The following is a 19,734-nucleotide window of genomic DNA, read 5'->3' on the forward strand; positions in this document are numbered from 1 at the left end:
CAGTTTCTCCTTCGGTGGTGTGACCCGGGGGTCAGGCGGACAGCAGGTCGAAGATCGGGCCCACCGCGTTGATCGCCATGTACCAGGTGACCACGACGGCCAGGGTGCCGACCACCAGGAGCCACCGCGGGTATCGCGCCGCCCCCAGCAGGGAGCCGCGGAACCAGCCGATGTACATGAACAGGGTCAGGCCGATGGGCAGGATGAGGCCGTTCACGCCGCCCACGAACACGAGGAGCGTCGCGGGTGCCGTGCCGATCACCAGGTACACCACCAGCGAGACCAGGATGAACCCGACCGTCCACAGGTCGGCGGCGCGGCCGGTGATACGGGCTGAGAACACCGGCAGGAACGAGACCGACGTGTAGGCGGACCCGATGACGCTCGTGATCGCGGCGATCCAGAACACGGCGCCGAAGATGCGCAGGCCGGCCTCGCCCGCCGCGGCGCCGAACGCGTCGGCGGCCGGGTTGCCGGCCACGTCCAGCACGACACCGGAGGCGACGACGCCGAGGACCGCCAGGAACAGCACGTACCGCATGATCCCGGTGACGATGATGCCGCTGACGGCGGCCCGGTTGACCTCGCGGACGTGCTCCGGCCCGGCGGTGCCCGAGTCGAGCAGCTTGTGCGCCCCGGCGTAGGTGATGTACCCGCCGACGGTGCCGCCCACGATCGTGGTGATGGTGGCGAAGTCGACCGTGTCGGGCAGCACGGTCTGCCGCAGCGCCTCGCCGACCGGCGGGCCGGACAGGACGGCGACGATCACGGTGAGCACGATCATCACCAGGCCGGCCACGATGACGACCCGGTCGACGACCGCCCCGGCCCGCTTGGCGAGGAAGATCGCGACGGCGATGACGGCGCTGATCGCGCCGCCCAGCCGGGGGTCGAGGCCGAACAGCACGTTCAGGCCCAGACCGGCGCCGGCCGTGTTGCCGATGTTGAAGATGAGCCCGCCGAACACGATGAGCACGGCGAGCACGTAACCGCTGCCCGGCAGGGCCTCGTTCGCGAGCACGCTCGCGCGCTTGCCGGTCAGCGTGATCATGCGCCACACGTTCATCTGGACGGCGAGGTCCAGGAGGATCGAGACGAGGATGCCGAACGCGAAGGCGGCCCCGAGCTGCTGGGTGAACGTGGCGGTCTGGGTGATGAAGCCGGGTCCGATGGCGGAGGTCGCCATGAGGAAGAGGGCACCCAGCAGGGAGCGGCCGCGTGCGGAGACGTACCGCTTGAGGCCACCGGGCGGGCCGCCCGGTGCGGTGTCGGCCTGCACCGTCGCAGGCTCGTGGCTCGTGTCGGACATCGTGTCCTCCTGGTCGTTGGGATGAGCCGGATTGTTCAACAGTCAGGATCGTCCCGCCCAGTTGTTACCGCCGCATTGCGGGACCTTGTCGATCATGACACGGCAACAGCACTGGTGGATAGCCCGGGACACGAGATGTTTACGCCCCGAGCCCTGTTGGATTGTTCAACGAACCTCTACGGTCGGTGACGAACGCATCTCTGAGGGGAGAACCATGCCGACATCACGACCTCCGGCCAGGATGCGCGCGGGCGCCGTCGCCCTCGCGCTCTGTGCCACCACCGCGCTCGCGGTCCCTGCTGCCGCCGCGGACCCGGCGAGCGGTCCCGCCGCGGCCGGCACGCAGGCCGCCTGCCTCGACCCGGACATCCCGCTCTCGGCCGAGGAGAGCCGCCTGGCCGCCTACCTGCCCGATGCCACCGACCCCACCGTGCCCGCCGCGCGGACCTACGCCCGCACGGTGATCGAGGGCGGCGGGTTCGGCGGGTACACGGCGGCCTTCACGGCCGAGCTGTGCCGCACCCGCACCCTGAAGGACGCGACCGCGCTCGCCGAGCGCAAGGGCGAGGCCCTGTGGGACGCCGCCGTCCGCCGGGCGCAGTCCGACGACGACGCGGTGCGCGGCGACCTGCCGGCGAGCGACGACCGCCCGCTGTACTGGACCCGGGTCGAGACCATGGCCGTGCTGCGGCAGTGGGACCCCCGGGGCGGCCTGACCGACGCCGAGCGGGCCGGCCTGATCGAGCGGTTCGACAAGGCGTCCCGGGGCATGCTCGACATCGACCTGCCGCGCGGCCGCGACGTGCTGCGCGTGATCGTGAGCGGGTTCGACGTCTACACGCTCGACGGCGGCACCACCGGGTCCGCCCCGGGCACGGTGGGCAACAACATCCGGCACGGCAACCCGTCGGGTGCCACCGCGCTGTCGCTGGACGGTACCCGCTACCGCACCGACGACGGCCGGATCGCGTACGTGGAGGCCTACACCCTGCCCGTGAGCTACCGCGAGTTCGCCGAGGGCTACCTGGAGGACACGGTCGGCCCGTTCATGGAGCCCGGACCGCGCCAGGTCGACGCCTCGATCACGGTGAGCCAGGCCGGCGGGTCCCAGTTCAACCTGGAGCAGTGGAACGCGCGCTACCACGGCGTCTCCCTCGGCAACGACCGGCTCGCCCCGTGCCCGCGGGTCGGCGGCGTGCCGCAGCTCGCCCTCGACAACCCGGGCTGCAACTCCCAGGTGGTCGACCGCTGGGGCGGTGGTGACGGCCTCACCGACCCGCCGCAGTGGACCTCGGCCAGCCTGCCCGTCGCCGAGATGATCGCCGCCGACACCGGCGCCGACGTGCCCCGCCCGCCGGGCGACACCTGGCCCGACCCGTCCGTGGCCTTCGGGGTGGTCTGGAACACGAGCTACACGCAGTTCACCGACTGCACCTCGCCCGCGCTGACGACCTTCAACAGCCCGCCGTCCGTCACCTACCCGCCGGCCACGCCGCCGGTGCCGCCGGCCGAGGGCTCCTGCTCGTACAGCGGCGGCGGTGGCAACTACCTGTCGAACGAGAGCGCCTACCGCAACACGCTGCTGCGGGACCGCGCCGGGCTCGACATCCCGGCCGGGCACATCCACACCCCGGACATGCAGCACTTCGAGACGGACTTCGGCGTGAGCGACCCGACGTTCGACGCCTGGCGCACCTCGATCGCCGCCCAGACCCGCAACCTGGTCCACGCGGTCCTGGACACGGTCGACTGACCCGTCGAGTGCTGGACATCTGCCCTCCTCGCACGCTGAGAAGGGCAGATATCCAGCACTCGACGACCCGTCCGTAGGATGGGGGAGTGACAGTCGATCGAGCGGAGCGGAGCGCCGACGCCATCCGCGAGCTCATCGTCAGCGGCCGGCTGGCCCCCGGGCAGCGGCTCTCCGAGCAGTCCGTGAGCGAGACCCTCGACGTCTCCCGCAACACCCTGCGCGAGGCCTTCCGGATCCTGGTGCACGAGGGCCTCCTGGTCCGCCGGCCCAACGCGGGCGTCGCAGTCGCGCGACCCACGTTCGCCGACGTCGTCGACATCTACCGCGTCCGCCGCCTCATCGAGGTGCCCGTCCTCGCCGCGGGCGACCCCGCGCACCCGGGCGCGCGCACCATGCGGGACGCCGTCGACGCCGCCCTCGCCGCCCGCCTCGGCGGCGACTGGCGCGACATCGCCGCCGCCAACATGCGCTTCCATGCGGGGATCGTGGCGCTGGCGGGCAGCCCGCGCCTCGACCGCGTGCACGCCAACCTCTCCGCCGAGCTGCGCCTGTCGTTCGGCCTGCTCGGCGACAACGGCGCGTTCTTCGACGGCTTCGTGGACCGCAACGCGGGCCTCCTGCGCCGCTTCCTCGCGGGTGACGCCGCCGGCGCCGCCGACGACCTGAACCGGTACCTCACCGACTCCGAGCGCATGCTCCAGGACATGGTGGACCGCGCCGGTGCGGCGGGTGCGCCGGATACGGTGAGCCCGTGAGCACCCTCCCCGTCTTCACCACCCCCACCACGGTCAGCCCGGCCCTCGACCCGGCCTGGGTGGCCCGTACCGTCGAGGTGGCCCTCGACGAGGACCTGGGCCCCGCGCCCGGCCGGGACGTCACCTCGCAGGCCACCATCCCGCCGTCCGCGACCGGCGTGGCGGACCTCGTGGCGCGTGAGGACGGCGTCGTCGCGGGCCTCGTCGTGGTGCGCGAGGTCCTGGACCGGGTCGCGGCCCGCCTGGGCCTGCCCGCCCCGGCCGTCACCTTCCACGCGCAGGACGGCGACGCCGTGACCCGCGGCCAGGTGCTCGCCGCGCTGGAGGGTCGTACCCAGGTGCTGCTCGTGGCCGAGCGCACGCTGCTCAACCTCGCGAGCCGGGCCTCCGGCGTCGCCACCGCGACCCGCGCCTTCGCCCGCGAGCTGGCGGGCACGGGCGCGCAGGTGCTCGACACCCGCAAGACGACACCGGGCCTGCGCGCCCTGCAGAAGTACGCCGTGCGTGCCGGTGGCGGCACCAACAAGCGCATGGGGCTGTACGACGTCGCCATGGTCAAGGACAACCACGTGGTCGCCGCCGGGTCGGTCGCCGCGGCGGTCCGCGCCGTCCGCGAGCGGTTCCCGGACGTACCGGTCCAGGTCGAGGCCGACACCACTGGCCAGGCGCTGGAGGCCCTCGCCGCGGGAGCGGACTTCCTGCTGCTCGACAACATGGAGCCCGGCCTGCTGGCCGAGACGGTCGCCGCCGTCCGCGCGCGCGAGGGGCGCGACGGCGTACCCGCCCACGTCGAGCTGGAGGCCACGGGCAACCTCACGCTGCCGGTGGCGCGAGAGGTCGCCGCCACGGGTGTGGACTACCTCTCGGTGGGGGCCCTGACCCACAGCGCCCCCATCCTCGATCTGGCCCTGGACCTCCGCCCGGGGAAATGAGCCCGGGGATATCAGGTCGTGCGGCCCCGATAGAATCGCCCTCGTGACCGAGAACCCCGCAGCCGAGAATCCCGCTGCCCCGCCGACCGACGACCTGCCCGAGCAGCTGCGGGTCCGGCGCGAGAAGCGCGAGCGGCTGCTGGCCGCCGGGGTCGAGGCCTACCCGGTCACCGTGCCGGTCACCAGCACGATCGCGGAGGTCCGCGCGGCCTACGGGCACCTCGAGGCGGGCCAGGAGACGGGCGACGTCGTCGGCGTCGCCGGGCGGGTCGTCTTCGTGCGCATCGGCGGCAAGCTGTGCTTCGTCACGCTGCAGGACGGCGAGGGCAACCGTCTCCAGGGCATGCTGAGCCTCGCCGAGGTCGGCGAGGAGGCGCTCGCGGCCTTCAAGACCGACGTGGACCTGGGCGACCACCTCTTCCTGCACGGCCGGGTGGGCTCCTCCCGCCGCGGCGAGCTGAGCGTGTTCGCCGACGGGTGGCAGATCGCGGCGAAGTCGCTGCGACCCCTGCCGGTGCTGCACAAGGACCTGTCCGAGGAGGCCCGCGTGCGCCAGCGTTACGTGGACCTCATCGCGCGTCCCGCGGCCCGGGACATGGTGCGCCTGCGTGCCGGCGTGGTGCGCTCGCTGCGCGAGAACTTCCACCGCCGCAGCTTTCTCGAGGTCGAGACGCCGATGCTGCAGACCATTGCGTCGGGTGCGGCGGCACGTCCTTTCTCGACGCACATGAATGCGTACGACCTGGAGCTGTTCCTGCGCATCGCGCCCGAGATCTTCCTCAAGAAGGCCGTCGTCGGCGGCGTCGAGAAGGTCTTCGAGATCAACCGGAACTTCCGGAACGAGGGTGCCGACTCGTCGCACTCCCCGGAGTTCGCGATGCTGGAGGCCTACGAGGCCTACGGGGATTACAACACCATCGGCGCACTCACCCAGGACCTGGTGCAGACCGCCGCGCAGGACGTTCTTGGTACCACGCTCGTTACTCTCGCGGACGGTTCCGAGTACGACCTGGGCGGGGAATGGACAAACCTGCGCATGTACACCTCGCTCTCGGAAAGCCTGGGCGAGGAGATCACCGCGGGAACCTCGGTCGAGGAGCTCGAGAAGATCGCGGCCCGGCTCGACGTCGAGGTGGGCAACAAGAAGATCCTCAACCATGGAAAGCTCGTCGAGACGCTCTGGGAGCACCGGGTGGGCGACCACCTGACGGCGCCGACGTTCGTGCGGGACTTTCCGGTGGAGACGTCACCGCTCACGCGTGACCACCGCACGGAAAAGGGGCAGGTTGAGAAGTGGGACCTGTACGTCCGCGGGTTCGAGCTGGCCACGGGCTATTCCGAGCTGGTCGACCCGGTGATCCAGCGCGAGCGCTTCGCGGCGCAGGCCAGGATGGCCGCGGCGGGCGACGACGAGGCCATGCTGCTGGACGAGGACTTCCTGACGGCGATGGAATTCGCGATGCCGCCTTCGGGCGGAATGGGCATGGGCATCGACCGCCTGCTCATGGCGCTGACGGGTCAGGGCATCCGCGAGACCATCCTTTTCCCGCTGGTGAAGCCGCAGGCCTGAGGAAATGAACCGCGTGGACGAGCTTGTGAGGATCTTGTGATGGATACGACGCTTGCGGTGCTTGCCGGGCTCACGCCCTCGGTGGGTGTCGGCCTGCTGTTCTGGTTTGCGATGCGCAAGATCCTTCGCGCGGACCGGCACGAACGTGAGGCGCTGGACCGAATGGATCGTGAGGCCGCCATCGCTGCGGCAGCGAAAAAGGCAGAGAATTCCCCTTCGCGCTGATCAGCGCCGCTGAGGTTATCCCCGCGGGTCCGGCAGATCAAATCCGCGTCTTCACCGCGCCGGGTGAAGTTTTGGTGATCGGGGTCACATGCCCATTATTGACATGTCAATATTGGGTGAGGCATGCTCACGAACTAACCCCGGAATTTGTGGCGCGGAAGGGAAGTACCCGTATGGTTCAGAAGGTTCAGCTCGTTCTCGAAGATGACATCGACGGCGGTGCCGCCAACGAGACCGTGAACTTCGGCCTCGACGGCGTCTCCTACGAGATCGACCTCAATGCCGAGCACGCGACCCAGCTTCGGGACGCGCTCGCCTCGTGGGTCGGCCACGCGCGCAAGGTGAAGTCGCCTGTCGTCCGTGGTACCACCACCACGCGCCGTTCGCGGTCCGGCAGCGACACCGCGGCGATCCGTGAATGGGCCAAGGCCAACGGCTACACCGTGAGCGACCGCGGTCGTATCTCGGCGGAGGTCCAGGACGCCTACGCGAAGGCCAACGGCTGACGCGAGCGCGGCACGAGGTATGTCGCGCCCCGGTTCCCCGTCCTGGGGAACCGGGGCGTCGCGCGTCCCGGGCCGGAACGCCCGCCCCGGCCGGAGCACGCGCCACGCGGAACTAGGCTGGCGGCATGAGCATCCCCACCGCCGCCCTGTGGATCGGCACCTATCCGACGACGGGCGCGGCCCCGGGCTCCGGTGAGGGAATCTGGCGCGCGGGCCTCGACCCGAGCGGGACGTTCACCGGCGCCGAGCTCGTGGCCCCGGTCGCGGCCCCCTCGTTCCTCGCGCTGGACCCCTCCGGCCGCACGCTCGTCGCGGTCACGGAGACGGAACCGGGCACCGTCACCACCTTCCACGTGTCCGACGCCGGCGCGCTGACCCGCGCGGCGAGCGGCCCCTCGGGCGGGGCGAGCCCGTGCCACGTGGTCGCGACCGGCGCCGCCGCCTGGGTGGCGAACTACGGCGACGGCGTGGCCGCGCGCCTGTCGCTGGGCCCGGACGGCGAGCTCGGCGCGGCGCGCACCCACCCGCACGCCGGGTCGGGACCGGTGCCGGACCGGCAGGAGGCCGCGCACGCGCACTTCGTGCACCCGTGGGGCGACCGGGTGCTGGTCTGCGACCTCGGCACCGACGAGCTGCGCTCCTACCCGCTCGACGGCTCCGGCCCGGCGGAGGGCACCGTCGCTGCCGTGCTGCCGCCCGGGGCGGGCCCGCGCCATCTCGTCGAGCTCGCCGACGGCACGATCCTGGTCGCGGGGGAGCTGGACTGCCGGCTGCACGTGCTGGTCCCCGCCGGCCCCGGCCGCCTGGAGCACGCCGGCTCCGTGGCGATCACCACCCGCACGCTGCCCGACGGCGCCGCCGGGTACCCCTCGCACATCACCGTCGCCGGCGACCTGGTGCACGTGGGCGTGCGCGGGCCCGACGTCCTGTCCGTGCTCCGGGTACGCGAGGCGGGGGCGGCCGAGACGCCGTCCGCGCCCGCGTCCGGGCCCGCGCGGGGAGCGCAGGAGGCCGGGCACCTCACGATCGAGAACGTGGCCGACGTCGACCTGGGCGCGGGTGCCTGGCCGCGGCACCACGCGGTCCTGGCCGACGGCGAGGTGGTGGTCGTGGCCGCCCAGAACACGGACGAGCTGATCGCGGTGCGTCTCGACGGTGCGTCGGGCAAGGGGGAGATCACCGGCCGGCTGGAGCTGCCCGCGCCCGCGTGCGTCCTGGTGGCGTGATGCGCGACAGCCTGCCGCCCGACCTCGCGGACCCGGGTGAGACGCGCCCGCTGCGGATCGCGATGGTCTCCGTGCACACCTCTCCGCTGGAGCAGCCGGGCACGGGCGACGCGGGCGGCATGAACGTGTACGTCCTGGAGCTCTCCCGGGCGCTGGCCCGCCGCGGGGCGCAGGTCGAGATCTACACGCGGGCCACGTCGTCGGCCCAGCCGAAGGTGACGAACCCGGAGCCCGGGATCTGCGTGGTCCACGTGGCGGCTGGGCCGTACGAGGGCCTGGACAAGAACGACCTGCCCGGACAGCTCTGCGCGTTCGCGGCGGGCGTGCTGCGCGCCGAGGCGCACCGCCCGGAGGGCTGGTACGACGTGCTGCACACCCACTACTGGCTGTCGGGCCAGGTGGGCTGGCTGGCGGCCGAGCGCTGGGACGTGCCGCTGGTGCACACCATGCACACGATGGCGCGCGTCAAGAACGCGGCCCTCGCGCCGGGCGACTCGCCCGAGCCGCACGGTCGCGTGATCGGCGAGGAACAGGTGGTCGCCGAGGCGGACGCCCTGGTCGCCAACACGGACGAGGAGGCCACCGACCTGGTGCGCGACTACCACGCCGACCCCGCCCGGGTGCACGTGGTGCAGCCGGGCGTGGACCTCGGGGTGTTCTCGCCGCTGCCCGGGGGCACGGAGGGCGACCCGGCCGGACGGGACCGTGCGCGCGACGAATTGCGCGAGCGCCTCGCCCTGCCCACCGACCGCAGGATCGTGCTGTTCGCCGGCCGGGTGCAGCTGCTCAAGGGCCCCGACGTGCTGGTCCGCGCGCTCGGGGAGCGCGTGTGGGACGGCCGGCCGCCGCTGCTCGTGGTGCTGGGTGGTGCCTCCGGCCGCCCGACGGCGGTGCGCGAGCTGGAGGCACTCGCCTACCAGGAGGGAGTCGCCCGGCACGTGCGGGTCCGGCCGCCGGTGCCGCAGGGGATCCTCGCCGACTACTTCCGCGCCGTGGACCTGGTGGCGGTACCGTCCCACAACGAGTCGTTCGGCCTGGTCGCGGCGGAGGCCCAGGCGGCCGGGACGCCGGTGGTCGCGGCGGCGGTCGGTGGCCTGCGCACGGTGGTCCAGGACGGCGTCTCCGGCGTCCTGGTGCCCGACCACGAGCCCGGGAGCTGGGCCCTGGCCCTCAAGACCCTGCTCGACGACGACGCGGTGCGGGAGCGGCTGGCGGCCGGCGCCCGTGCGTCCGCCGCCCGCTTCGGGTGGGACCGCACCGCGGAGGAGACGCTGGACGTCTACGAGCGGGCGCGCAAGCGTCACGCCGCACGGTAGCGGCGTCGCCCGCACGCCGGACCGCCGTCGGCGCGCGGCGGAAACTGGGGCAGGATGGGGGGCATGACCTACACCCTCGTGCTGCTCCGCCACGGCGAGAGCGAGTGGAACGCGAAGAACCTGTTCACCGGCTGGGTGGACGTCGCCCTCTCCGAGAAGGGCGTCGAGGAGGCCAAGCGCGGTGGCGCCCTCCTCAAGGAGGCCGGGGTGAACCCGGACATCCTGCACACGTCGCTGCTGCGCCGCGCGATCATGACCGCGAACCTGGCGCTCGACGTCGCCGACCGGCACTGGATCCCGGTCAAGCGGAGCTGGCGCCTCAACGAGCGCCACTACGGCGCCCTGCAGGGCAAGGACAAGAAGCAGACGCTGGAGGAGTTCGGCGAGGAGCAGTTCATGCTCTGGCGCCGCTCGTACGACGTGCCGCCGCCCGAGATCGAGCTGGGCTCGGAGTTCAGCCAGGACGCCGACCCGCGCTACGCCGACGCCCCCGTCGTCCGCACGGAGGCCCTCAAGCTGGTGCTGGAGCGCGCGCTGCCGTACTGGGAGAGCGAGATCGTCCCGGACCTCAAGGCCGGCAAGACCGTGCTGGTCGCCGCGCACGGCAACTCGCTGCGCGCCCTGGTGAAGCACCTGGACGGCATCTCCGACGAGGCGATCGCCGGGCTGAACATCCCCACGGGCATCCCGCTGGTGTACGAGCTGGACGAGGAGACCCTCGCGCCGGTGAAGCCTGGCGGCACGTACCTGGACCCGGAGGCGGCGAAGGACGCGATCGCCGCGGTGGCGAACCAGGGCCGCTGAAACACGTGAGTGCTGGATGTTCGCCCTCTCCCGTGTGTCGGGAGGGCGAACATCCAGCACTCAGCGACGGTCGCGGTTAGTCCTCCGGGAAGTCGCCCGTGACCAGGAACGTGACGCGGCGGGCCACCGAGACGCCGTGGTCGCCGAAGCGCTCGTAGTAGCGGCCCACGAGCGTCACGTCGACGGCCTCCTGGACCGTGCCCTGCCACTCGGGCGCCAGGAGCGTGTTGAAGGTCTGCTGGTGCAGCTCGTCGAGCAGGTCGTCGTCGCGCTCGATGGCCTCCGCCACCTCCAGGTCGCGCGACGCGAGCAGCCGGGTGGTGCGCTGGGCCACGCGGACGGCCGCGTCGTGCATCTGCGCGAACGTCTCCCGCGCCTCCGGCACGATCGCCTGCGCCGGGTAGCGGCCGCGCGCCACCTGCGCGATGTGCCGGGCGAGGTCGCCCATGCGCTCCAGGGAGGCGCTCATCCGCAGTGCGCTGACCACCACGCGCAGGTCGGTGGCGACCGGGGCCTGCTGCGCGAGCAGGTGCACGCACCGCTCGTCGAGCGAGTCCTCGATCGAGTCGATGGTCTTGTCGGAGGCGATCACCTCCTGTGCGAGCTGGAGGTCAGCCTCCAGCAGTGCCGTACCGGCTCGGGTGATGGCGGACTCCACGAGCCTGCTCATCTCGGTCAGGTCCTCGCCGACCTGCTGGAGCTCAGCTTCGAAGATCTGTCGCATCGGTTTCCTCTCGCACTCGGGGCGCACGGACGGCTTCGCGTCCGCTGTCGCGCCGCCGCGGGGGCGGGGCGGGCCGACGCACGGCCGGGCCCGCCGTCCGGACACGTCCCGGAACGGCGCGCGGCACAGCTACCGCCCGCACCCGCCAAGGCTCGACGGCGCGGTGTACCGGGAGGTTAACGCTCTTCCTCCCCGACATGAACACTAGGCGACGCGATGGTCGGAGCGCCTACCGACGTCGATCAGCGGTTGAAACATCGACCTACCCTGGAGGCGTGGACGGAATCATCTCCGGGGTACCGGTGCTGGTCGCCGGAATCTTCGGCGTGATCGTCGGCGTGGTCGCCACCCTGGCGTTCCGCGTCTCCGAGCGGCAGCAGCACGCCCTTCCTCAGACCGAACCCGACGAGCTCGACGCGGGCCTCGTCCGTGTGCTCTCCGTGCTGCGCTCCGCCGCCGTCGTGCTGGACGGCGAGGACGAGGTGGTGCGGGCCTCGCCGCCCGCCTACGCCCTGGGCGTGGTGCGCAACGACGCGCTCGTGCACGCCGCGATCACGGACCTCGTGGCCCTCGTGCGGCGCGACGGCGTGATCCGCGAGCAGGAGCTGGAGCTGCCGCGCGGCCCGGTGGGCCAGGGCACGGTGCTGCTGCAGGTGCGCGTGGCCCCGCTGGGCCTGGACCGGGTGCTGGTGCTCGCCGAGGACCGCACGGAGGCCCGGCGCGTCGAGGCGATCCGCCGCGACTTCGTGGTCAACGTGTCGCACGAGCTGAAGACGCCCGTCGGCGCACTGGCCCTGCTGGCCGAGACCGTGGCCGACGCCGCGGACGACCCGGTCGCCGTCCGCCGGTTCACCGAACGCATGCAGCGCGAGGCCGTCCGGCTGTCCGCGCTGGTGCAGGAGATCATCGAGCTCTCGCGCCTGCAGGGCGCGGGCGCCGTGCCGAAGCTCACCCCCGTCCCGATCCGCGACGTCGTGGAGGAGGCGGTCGACCGGGCCCGCACCACGGCGCAGGCCAAGAACATCGCGATCACCATGGGCGGCGACCTCGACACCGAGGTCTACGGCGACCACAACCTCCTGGTCACCGCGGTCCGCAACCTGGTGGACAACGCCGTCGCGTACTCCGGGCCCGCCAGCCGGGTGGGCGTCGGGGTGAACGAGCGGGCCGGCCTCGTCGAGATCGCCGTCGTCGACCAGGGCGTGGGCATCGCGGAGGACGCGCAGGACCGCGTCTTCGAGCGGTTCTACCGGGTGGATCCGGCACGCTCGCGCGACACTGGGGGCACCGGGCTGGGCCTGAGCATCGTCAAGCACGTCGCCGCCGACCACGGGGGCGACGTCACGATGTGGTCCGAACCCGGGCGGGGCTCCACCTTCACCCTGCGCATCCCGTCCGCGGACCGGCCCGACGGCGCCGACCGCGCGGCCCGGGACGACGTCCCGGCCGCCGAGGCGGGGGAGCAGGACCAGCACACGGCCGCGCACGACGGGGCCACGAGGAACGAGGAGGTAGGTGCGTGACGCGCATCCTGGTGGTCGAGGACGAGGAGTCGTACCGGGACCCGCTGACGTACCAGCTCACCCGCGAGGGCTTCGAGGTGGTGGAGGCGGCCGACGGCAACTCGGCGCTCGCCGCGTACGACGCCGAGGGGGCCGACCTGGTGCTGCTCGACCTGATGCTGCCCGGGCTCTCGGGCACGGAGGTGTGCCGGGAGCTGCGGGCCCGCGGTGACGTGCCGGTCATCATGCTGACCGCCAAGGACTCCGAGATCGACAAGGTCGTGGGCCTGGAGCTCGGCGCCGACGACTACGTGACCAAGCCGTACTCCTACCGCGAGCTGCTCGCCCGCGTGCGGGCGGTGCTGCGCCGGCGCCAGCCCAGCGACCCGGCGGAGAACGACGAGGACGGCGTCCTGGAGGTGGGCCCCGTCCGGATGGACGTGGAGCGGCACACCGTCGCGGTGTCGGGCCAGAACGTGGCCCTGCCGCTCAAGGAGTTCGACCTCCTGGAGCTACTGATGCGCAACGCGGGGCGGGTGCTGACCCGCGGCCAGCTCATCGACCGGGTCTGGGGCGCCGACTACGTGGGCGACACCAAGACGCTCGACGTCCACGTCAAGCGCATCCGCTCGAAGATCGAGCCGGACCCGGGCACACCGAAGTACCTGCTCACGGTGCGTGGCCTGGGCTACAAGCTGGCCGACGACGAGGGCTGACCCGACTCCGGCGCGCCCGCCCGCGTGTCGCACGTCACGGGCGGGGCGCGCGGGCGGTCACCTTCCGTTCACCTGGAGTTTGCTCGCGAGACGGCGCCCGTGAGTAGTTTCGCGAACCGTGAGCACCCACTACACCCGTCTCGTCGCTGCCGCCACCGCAGGCGCCCTCGTGCTGCCGCTCGCGGGCTGCGCGGCGGTGGACCTGCCGGGTCTCGGGGCGCAGGAGCCGACGACCGAGGCGGAGCCCGTCGTCGTCGGTGAGTTCCGCGGGGTCGGTGCCTCGTCGCAGGAGACGGCGATGGAGGCCTGGATCGCCGGGTTCCGGGAGAGCAACCCCGACGCCGCGATCACCTACGACCCCGCCGGCTCGGGTGACGGCCGCACGGCGTTCCTTGCGGGCACCTCGGCCTTCGGCGCCTCCGACGTGGCCCTGAGCGACGACGAGATGGCCGCTTCCGGCCCCGCCTGCGACGGTGGCAACGCGATCGACCTGCCGGTCTACATCAGCCCGATCACGGTGGCCTTCAACGTGCCCGGCGTCGAGCGGCTCAACATGTCCTCCGAGCTCGTCGCCAAGATCTTCACGGGCGACGTCACGCGGTGGAACGACCCGGCGATCGTCGCGGCCAACCCGAGGGCGACACTGCCGGACCTGGAGATCACGCCGGTGCACCGGTCGGACGACTCGGGCACCACCGAGAACTTCACCGACTACCTGCACGCGACCGCCCCGGCCGCCTGGCCCTCCGCACCGGACGGGCTGTGGCCCCTGCCGGGCGGCTTCGGCGCGGACGGCACGGGCGGCGTGACCAGGACGGTCCGGTCCACGCCGGGCGGCATCACCTACGCCGACGCGTCGGCCACCGGTGGCCTGGGGCACGTCGCGATCAAGGTGGGCGAGGAGTACGTGCCCTACAGCGCGGACGCCGCGGCCGCCGTCGTCGACGTCTCGCCCCGGATCGAGAACCGGTACGAGCACGACCTCGCGTTCGCGATCGACCGCACCATCGACAAGTCCTTCGCCTACCCCCTCGTGCTCGTGTCCTACCTCGTGGTCTGCTCGCGGTACGACGACCGGGCCAAGGGCACCTTCGTCAAGGAGTTCGTCTCCTACGTGGCCTCGGCCGAGGGGCAGCAGCGCGCCGCCGCGGCCGCGGGCAGCGCGGCGATCTCGCCCGACGTCCAGGCCTGGATCGCCGAGGCCGCGGACGCCATCTACCTGACCCAGGAACGGCCCGAGGAAGGGGCCTGACGGGTGAGCCGTGCGGCCTCGTGCCATGGTGAGCGTGGCGGGGATCACCCCCTCCGTGATGGCTTGTTCACCTTCCGTTTACCTAGTCCTGGGGATGAGGTCATTCCCGCTCCCTAGCGTCCCGACTGACGCTGCGGCGCTCGCCGCGCGTACGACTTGAACAGGATGGAACGACACGTGAAGATCAGCCGATTCCCCCGCGTTGGCTCCGCTGTCATGGTGGGCGCGCTCGCGCTGAGCCTCGCAGCCTGCGGTCAGAACCCGGGCGAGGACGAGCCCACCGGTGCGGGCTCCGAGTCCGCCATGGACCTCTCGGGTGAGCTCAACGGCGGCGGTGCGTCGTCGCAGGAGTCCGCCATGGAGGCCTGGCGCGCCGGGTTCCAGAGCCAGTACCCCGACGTCACCGTCAACTACGACCCGACCGGTTCCGGCGGCGGCCGCGAGAACTTCATCTCCGGCGCCTTCGCGTTCGCCGGCTCGGACGCCGCCCTGGACGAGGACGAGATGGCCGACGCCGAGGCGCAGTGCGGTGAGGGCGGGGTCATCGAGTACCCGGCATACATCTCCCCGGTGGCCGTCGCCTTCAACCTCGAGGGTGTCGACACCCTGAACATGTCCTCCGAGACGATCGCGAAGATCTTCAACGGCGACATCGAGAAGTGGGACGACAAGGCGATCGCCGACGACAACCCCGACGCGGAGCTGCCCGACACCGACATCACGGTCGTGCACCGCTCGGACGACTCGGGTACCACGGAGAACTTCCAGGAGTACCTGCACACCGTGGTCCCGGACGTGTGGACCTACGAGCCCGAGGGCATCTGGCCCGTGGACGGCCAGGAGTCCGCGCAGGGCACCTCCGGCGTGGTCAGCGCCGCGCAGGCCGGCGAGGGCACCATCACCTACGCCGACGCGTCGCAGATCGCTGACCTGGGCACGGTGGCCGTGGGCGTCGGCGACGAGTTCGTCGAGTACAGCCCCGAGGCCGCCGCGGCCGTGGTCGAGGGCTCGGACCGCGTGGAGGGCACCGGCGACCACGTGTTCGCCTACGACCTCAAGCGCGACATCCCGGGCACCTACCCGATCGTGCTCGTCTCCTACCACCTGGCCTGCGCCACCTACGAGGACGCCGCCACCGCGGACCTGGTCAAGGGCTTCTACACCTACATCCTGAGCGAGGAGGGCCAGTCCGCAGCGGCCGACTCGGCCGGCTCCGCCCCGCTCCCGACCTCGCTGACCGAGCAGTTCCTGCCGTCGGTCGAGGCCATCACGGCCGGCTGACCCAGCCGGCACGCAGCACCGGCAGTACGACCACCCGGCCGGGGGGGGGGGGGGGCCGCCCCGCCCCCCCCCCCGGGGGGGGCCCCCCCCCCCCCACCGAGGGGGCAGGACCCGCGCCCCCCCGGGGGGGGGCCCCCCCCCCCCCCGCGCCCCCCCCCGGGGGGGGGCGGGGCGGGGCGGGGGGCCCCCCCCCCCCCCGGCCGCCCCCCCCCCCCCCCCCCCCCCCCCCCCCCCCCCCCCGCGGGGGGGGGCGGGGGGGGCCCCCCCCCCCGGCCCCCCCGGCCCCCCCCCCCCCCCACGGCCGTGCCAGGCTTGAACTCACATCCGACGAGCACAGACACGACGAGCCGAGGACCTCTGTGACCACCACTGACAGCCCACCCGCTGCCCCGGCGCCCACGCGGCCCCGCCGGTCGAGCGGCGACACCGAGCGGGGCTTCAGCCGGATCTTCCGCTGGATCACCACCGGTGCCGGTGCGCTCATCCTCGCGACCCTGGCTGCGGTCGCGCTGTTCCTGATCGCGCGCGCGTGGCCGGCGGTGTCGGCCAGCTCCGCGGAGCTCGCGGACGCCGTGCCCCGCTACCCCGACGACACGTCCTTCATCGCGTACGTCGGGCCGCTCGTCTTCGGCACGCTGCTCGCCGCCGTGCTGGCCCTGCTGCTGGCCACGCCCGTGGCCATGGGCATCGCGCTGTTCATCTCGCACTACGCGCCGCGCCGGCTCGCCCAGCTCATGGGCTACCTCGTGGACCTGCTCGCCGCGATCCCGTCGGTGGTCTACGGCCTGTGGGGGTTCACGGTCCTGGCGCCCGCCGTCGGGCCGGTGTGGTCCTGGCTCAACCAGTACGTCGGGTGGTTCCCGCTGTTCGCCGGTGACGCGTCGCCGACGGCCCGCACCCTGGCGACCGTCGCGGTCGTGCTCGCCGTGATGATCCTGCCGATCATCACGGCCGTCTCCCGCGAGGTGTTCCTGCAGACGCCGCGCCTGCACGAGGAGGCCGCGCTCGCGCTGGGTGCCACGCGGTGGGAGATGATCCGCACCGCGGTGCTGCCGTTCGGGCAGTCCGGCGTCATCTCGGCCGCCATGCTGGGGCTGGGCCGCGCGCTCGGCGAGACCATGGCCGTGCTGATGATCCTCTCGCCCGGCTTCCTGTACTCGTTCAAGATCCTCCAGGCCGCCCAGCAGCAGACCATCGCGGCGTACATCGCCCTGGACTTCCCGGAGGCGAGCGGCCTGGCCGTGAACGCCCTGATCGCCACCGGTCTCGCGCTGTTCGTCATCACGCTGGCGGTGAACATGGCCGCCCGGGCCATCGTCGCCCGCCGCAAGGAATTCTCGGGGGCCAACTGATGAGCGTCGACACGTCGACCACGGACGCCACGGAGCGCACCCGCGCGCTCCTGACCACCGCCGAGCCGCGCCGCCGGCGCACCGACCGCATCATGACGGTGCTCATCTGGGGCGCCTTCGCGCTCGCGATGGTGCCGCTGGTCTCGCTGCTGTGGACCGTGCTGTTCAACGGTGCCGGCCGCGTCACCCTCGAGTTCCTCACCTACTCGATGCGCGGCATCTTCGGCGGCGACCCCAGCGGCGGCATCTACCACGCGATCATGGGCACGCTGATCATCACCGGCTGGGCGGCGCTCATCTCGGTGCCGGTCGGCCTGCTGGTCGCCATCTACCTGGTCGAGTACGGCCGCGGCGCGCTGGCCCGCTCGGTGACGTTCTTCGTGGACGTCATGACGGGTATCCCGTCGATCGTGGCCGGCCTCTTCGCGGTCTCGCTGTTCACGATCTTCTTCGGCCCGGGCGCGCGCTTCGGCTTCATGGGCGCCGTCGCGCTGTCGGTGCTCATGATCCCCGTGGTGGTGCGCTCCTGCGAGGAGATGCTCAAGCTCGTGCCGAACGAGCTGCGCGAGGCGTCGTACGCGCTCGGCGTGCCCAAGTGGCTCACCATCGTGCGGGTCGTGCTGCGCACCTCCGTGGCCGGCCTGACCACGGGTGTGCTGCTGGCGGTCGCCCGCGTGATCGGTGAGACCGCGCCGCTGCTCGTCGCGGTGGGCGTGACCGACTCCATCAACTTCGACGCGTTCGACGGGCGCATGATGACGCTGCCGGTCTTCATCTACCGTCAGTACAGCCAGGGTCTGGCCACCTGCCGCGAGGGCCAGGAGAACTGCGTGGCGGACATCGCCCTGCAGAACGCGTGGGGGGCAGCCCTTACGCTGATCGTGATCGTGATGCTCCTCAACATCATCGGCCGGCTCGTGAACCGCTGGTTCGCGCCGAAGCTCCGCTGACGCACCGCGCACGTCCGCCTCACCCGAAGCCACAGTCCGAAGGAACTCAACGATGGCTCAGCGAATCGACGTCAAGGACGTCAACATCTACTACGGCGACTTCCGTGCCGTCGAGGGCGTCTCCATGACGATCGACCCCAAGTCCGTGACGGCCTTCATCGGCCCGTCGGGCTGCGGCAAGTCGACGTTCCTGCGCACCCTCAACCGCATGCACGAGGTGATCCCCGGCGCCTACGTCGAGGGCAAGGTGGAGCTCGAGGGCGTCGACCTCTACGGCGACGACGTCGACCCCGTGGCCGTGCGCCGCACCGTGGGCATGGTGTTCCAGCGCCCCAACCCGTTCCCCACGATGTCCATCCGGGACAACGTGCTGGCGGGCGTGAAGCTGAACAACAAGCGCATCTCGAAGTCCGACGCCGACGACCTGGTCGAGTCGTCCCTGCGCGGCGCCAACCTCTGGAACGAGGTCAAGGACCGTCTGGAGAAGCCCGGTTCGGGCCTGTCGGGCGGCCAGCAGCAGCGCCTCTGCATCGCCCGCGCCATCGCGGTCAAGCCGCAGGTGGTGCTCATGGACGAGCCGTGCTCGGCCCTGGACCCGATCTCCACCCTGGCGATCGAGGACCTGATCCAGGAGCTGAAGAAGGACTACACGATCGTCATCGTCACGCACAACATGCAGCAGGCCGCGCGCGTGAGCGACAAGACCGCGTTCTTCAACATCGCGGGCACCGGGAAGCCCGGCCGCCTCATCGAGATGAACGACACCGCGACGATCTTCTCGTCGCCCAGCGAGAAGGCCACCGAGGACTACGTCTCGGGCCGCTTCGGGTGACGGCCGGCTGAACCCGGTACGACAGAGGCCGGTGGCCCGGCGTGGTCTCCCACGCCTGGCCACCGGCCTCTGGTGTGCCCGTGACGGGCGTCAGGTCACTCCGTGGCGGACGGCGACGGGGAGGCCGACGGCGACCCGGACGGCGCCGCGGCAGCCGGCAGGAACTCCGCGTACTCCGGCAGCGTGCCGTCCAGGACGGGGAGCTGGAACTCCTTGCTGTCCGCGCCCACGGTGAGCACCGCGTCGAGGTAGTCGCCCGGGGCCGCGCCGACCGTGTCGAGCGCCACGGTCTCGCCGGTCTCGGTGCCCAGGTAGACGGTGCCACCCGCCGGGACGTCCAGCGTCACGGGGGCCGCGCCCGGGGCCTCCAGCGTGAACGCGGCGTCCTCGGCGGTCTTGTTGGCCAGCGCGCCGAGCACGTTGCCGGCCTCGCCCTCGGCCGCCGAGACGACCATGAGGTTGATGCCGCGCAGGTCCCGGTTCTCCTCGCCGAGCACCGAGACGCCCACGCCGTCCGACGGGTCGTAGTTCAGCGTCGTGGTGGTCGGCGAGCAGGCCGCCAGGAGGAGAGCCCCCGTGGCGGAGACCGCCGCGAGGGCGATGGTGCGGGCGCCTCGGGCGGCGGTGGCGCGACGGGACACGGTGAACTCCCTGATCTTCGGCTGGTTCGTGCGGGGTCGGATCCCCGCCATATCCTAGTGGGCCACACGGTGTGCCCGCGCATCGCGA

At 72.1% G+C, this 19,734-nt stretch carries 19 protein-coding genes; 16 read left to right on the top strand and 3 right to left on the bottom strand.

What is annotated here, in order from left to right; translation table 11 throughout:
* Positions 1-31: 31 nt before the first annotated feature.
* Positions 32-1,309, bottom strand: a complete 1,278-nt coding sequence (locus ACIG47_RS17560; RefSeq protein ID WP_397432275.1) for an NRAMP family divalent metal transporter — start codon at positions 1,307-1,309, stop codon at positions 32-34.
* A gap of 214 nt (positions 1,310-1,523) precedes the next feature.
* On the opposite strand from ACIG47_RS17560, the gene ACIG47_RS17565 reads away from it, so the two are divergent.
* From ACIG47_RS17565 to ACIG47_RS17605, 9 genes are all read left to right on the top strand, one after another.
* The gene (locus tag ACIG47_RS17565; RefSeq protein ID WP_397413339.1) at positions 1,524-3,062 is read left to right on the top strand and encodes a hypothetical protein; all 1,539 of its coding nucleotides are present in this window, start codon (positions 1,524-1,526) and stop codon (positions 3,060-3,062) included.
* An 86-nt stretch (positions 3,063-3,148) separates the two neighbouring features.
* Complete coding sequence (locus tag ACIG47_RS17570; RefSeq protein WP_397432276.1) at positions 3,149-3,817, top strand: GntR family transcriptional regulator; 669 nt, start codon at positions 3,149-3,151, stop codon at positions 3,815-3,817.
* On the top strand, positions 3,814-4,749 hold the full coding sequence (nadC, locus tag ACIG47_RS17575) for a carboxylating nicotinate-nucleotide diphosphorylase (protein WP_397432277.1): 936 nt from the start codon (positions 3,814-3,816) through the stop codon (positions 4,747-4,749). Before ACIG47_RS17570 ends, nadC begins: the two co-directional genes overlap by 4 nt.
* A 43-nt stretch (positions 4,750-4,792) precedes the next feature.
* Positions 4,793-6,319, top strand: a complete 1,527-nt coding sequence (gene lysS, locus ACIG47_RS17580) for a lysine--tRNA ligase (RefSeq protein ID WP_397432278.1) — start codon at positions 4,793-4,795, stop codon at positions 6,317-6,319.
* A 39-nt stretch (positions 6,320-6,358) separates the two neighbouring features.
* The gene (locus tag ACIG47_RS17585) at positions 6,359-6,544 is read left to right on the top strand and encodes a hypothetical protein (protein WP_397413343.1); all 186 of its coding nucleotides are present in this window, start codon (positions 6,359-6,361) and stop codon (positions 6,542-6,544) included.
* Between the two features lie 173 nt (positions 6,545-6,717).
* Positions 6,718-7,050, top strand: coding sequence for an Lsr2 family protein (locus ACIG47_RS17590; protein WP_397432279.1), 333 nt, complete (start codon positions 6,718-6,720; stop codon positions 7,048-7,050).
* Positions 7,051-7,175: 125 nt separating this feature from the next.
* Positions 7,176-8,276: a lactonase family protein gene (locus ACIG47_RS17595; RefSeq protein WP_397432280.1), complete on the top strand. Its 1,101-nt coding sequence runs from the start codon at positions 7,176-7,178 to the stop codon at positions 8,274-8,276.
* Positions 8,276-9,592: a D-inositol-3-phosphate glycosyltransferase gene (mshA, locus tag ACIG47_RS17600; protein ID WP_397432282.1), complete on the top strand. Its 1,317-nt coding sequence runs from the start codon at positions 8,276-8,278 to the stop codon at positions 9,590-9,592. Before ACIG47_RS17595 ends, mshA begins: the two co-directional genes overlap by 1 nt.
* A gap of 63 nt (positions 9,593-9,655) precedes the next feature.
* Positions 9,656-10,396, top strand: a complete 741-nt coding sequence (locus ACIG47_RS17605; RefSeq protein WP_397432284.1) for a phosphoglyceromutase — start codon at positions 9,656-9,658, stop codon at positions 10,394-10,396.
* Positions 10,397-10,472: 76 nt separating this feature from the next.
* Here ACIG47_RS17605 and phoU read toward each other — a convergent pair whose 3' ends face one another.
* Complete coding sequence (phoU, locus tag ACIG47_RS17610) at positions 10,473-11,120, bottom strand: phosphate signaling complex protein PhoU (protein WP_397432285.1); 648 nt, start codon at positions 11,118-11,120, stop codon at positions 10,473-10,475.
* A gap of 275 nt (positions 11,121-11,395) precedes the next feature.
* Here phoU and ACIG47_RS17615 point away from each other — a divergent pair, with 275 nt between their 5' ends.
* The 7 genes from ACIG47_RS17615 to pstB all read left to right on the top strand — a co-directional run bounded on the left by ACIG47_RS17615 (position 11,396) and on the right by pstB (position 19,005).
* The gene (locus ACIG47_RS17615) at positions 11,396-12,643 is read left to right on the top strand and encodes a sensor histidine kinase (RefSeq protein ID WP_397432287.1); all 1,248 of its coding nucleotides are present in this window, start codon (positions 11,396-11,398) and stop codon (positions 12,641-12,643) included.
* Positions 12,640-13,338: a response regulator transcription factor gene (locus tag ACIG47_RS17620; RefSeq protein ID WP_397432288.1), complete on the top strand. Its 699-nt coding sequence runs from the start codon at positions 12,640-12,642 to the stop codon at positions 13,336-13,338. The genes ACIG47_RS17615 and ACIG47_RS17620 overlap by 4 nt, the downstream gene beginning before the upstream one ends.
* Positions 13,339-13,456: 118 nt before the next feature.
* The gene (pstS, locus tag ACIG47_RS17625) at positions 13,457-14,590 is read left to right on the top strand and encodes a phosphate ABC transporter substrate-binding protein PstS (protein ID WP_397432289.1); all 1,134 of its coding nucleotides are present in this window, start codon (positions 13,457-13,459) and stop codon (positions 14,588-14,590) included.
* 177 nt (positions 14,591-14,767) lie between these two features.
* Positions 14,768-15,871: a phosphate ABC transporter substrate-binding protein PstS gene (pstS, locus tag ACIG47_RS17630; protein WP_397432291.1), complete on the top strand. Its 1,104-nt coding sequence runs from the start codon at positions 14,768-14,770 to the stop codon at positions 15,869-15,871.
* 359 nt (positions 15,872-16,230) lie between these two features.
* Positions 16,231-17,223, top strand: a complete 993-nt coding sequence (gene pstC / locus ACIG47_RS17635) for a phosphate ABC transporter permease subunit PstC (RefSeq protein WP_397413354.1) — start codon at positions 16,231-16,233, stop codon at positions 17,221-17,223.
* The gene (pstA, locus tag ACIG47_RS17640) at positions 17,223-18,173 is read left to right on the top strand and encodes a phosphate ABC transporter permease PstA (RefSeq protein ID WP_397432293.1); all 951 of its coding nucleotides are present in this window, start codon (positions 17,223-17,225) and stop codon (positions 18,171-18,173) included. The genes pstC and pstA overlap by 1 nt, the downstream gene beginning before the upstream one ends.
* A gap of 52 nt (positions 18,174-18,225) precedes the next feature.
* Positions 18,226-19,005 carry a phosphate ABC transporter ATP-binding protein PstB gene (gene pstB / locus ACIG47_RS17645; protein WP_397413357.1) on the top strand — a complete coding sequence of 260 codons (780 nt, stop codon included), beginning with the start codon at positions 18,226-18,228 and terminating at the stop codon, positions 19,003-19,005.
* Between the two features lie 95 nt (positions 19,006-19,100).
* Here pstB and ACIG47_RS17650 read toward each other — a convergent pair whose 3' ends face one another.
* Entirely contained in the window at positions 19,101-19,646 is a 546-nt protein-coding gene (locus ACIG47_RS17650) for a hypothetical protein (protein WP_397432295.1), read from the bottom strand.
* Positions 19,647-19,734: the final 88 nt, after the last annotated feature.

The sequence above is a fragment of the Promicromonospora sp. NPDC052451 genome (assembly GCF_044547525.1).
In the GTDB taxonomy this organism is placed as follows: domain Bacteria; phylum Actinomycetota; class Actinomycetes; order Actinomycetales; family Cellulomonadaceae; genus Promicromonospora.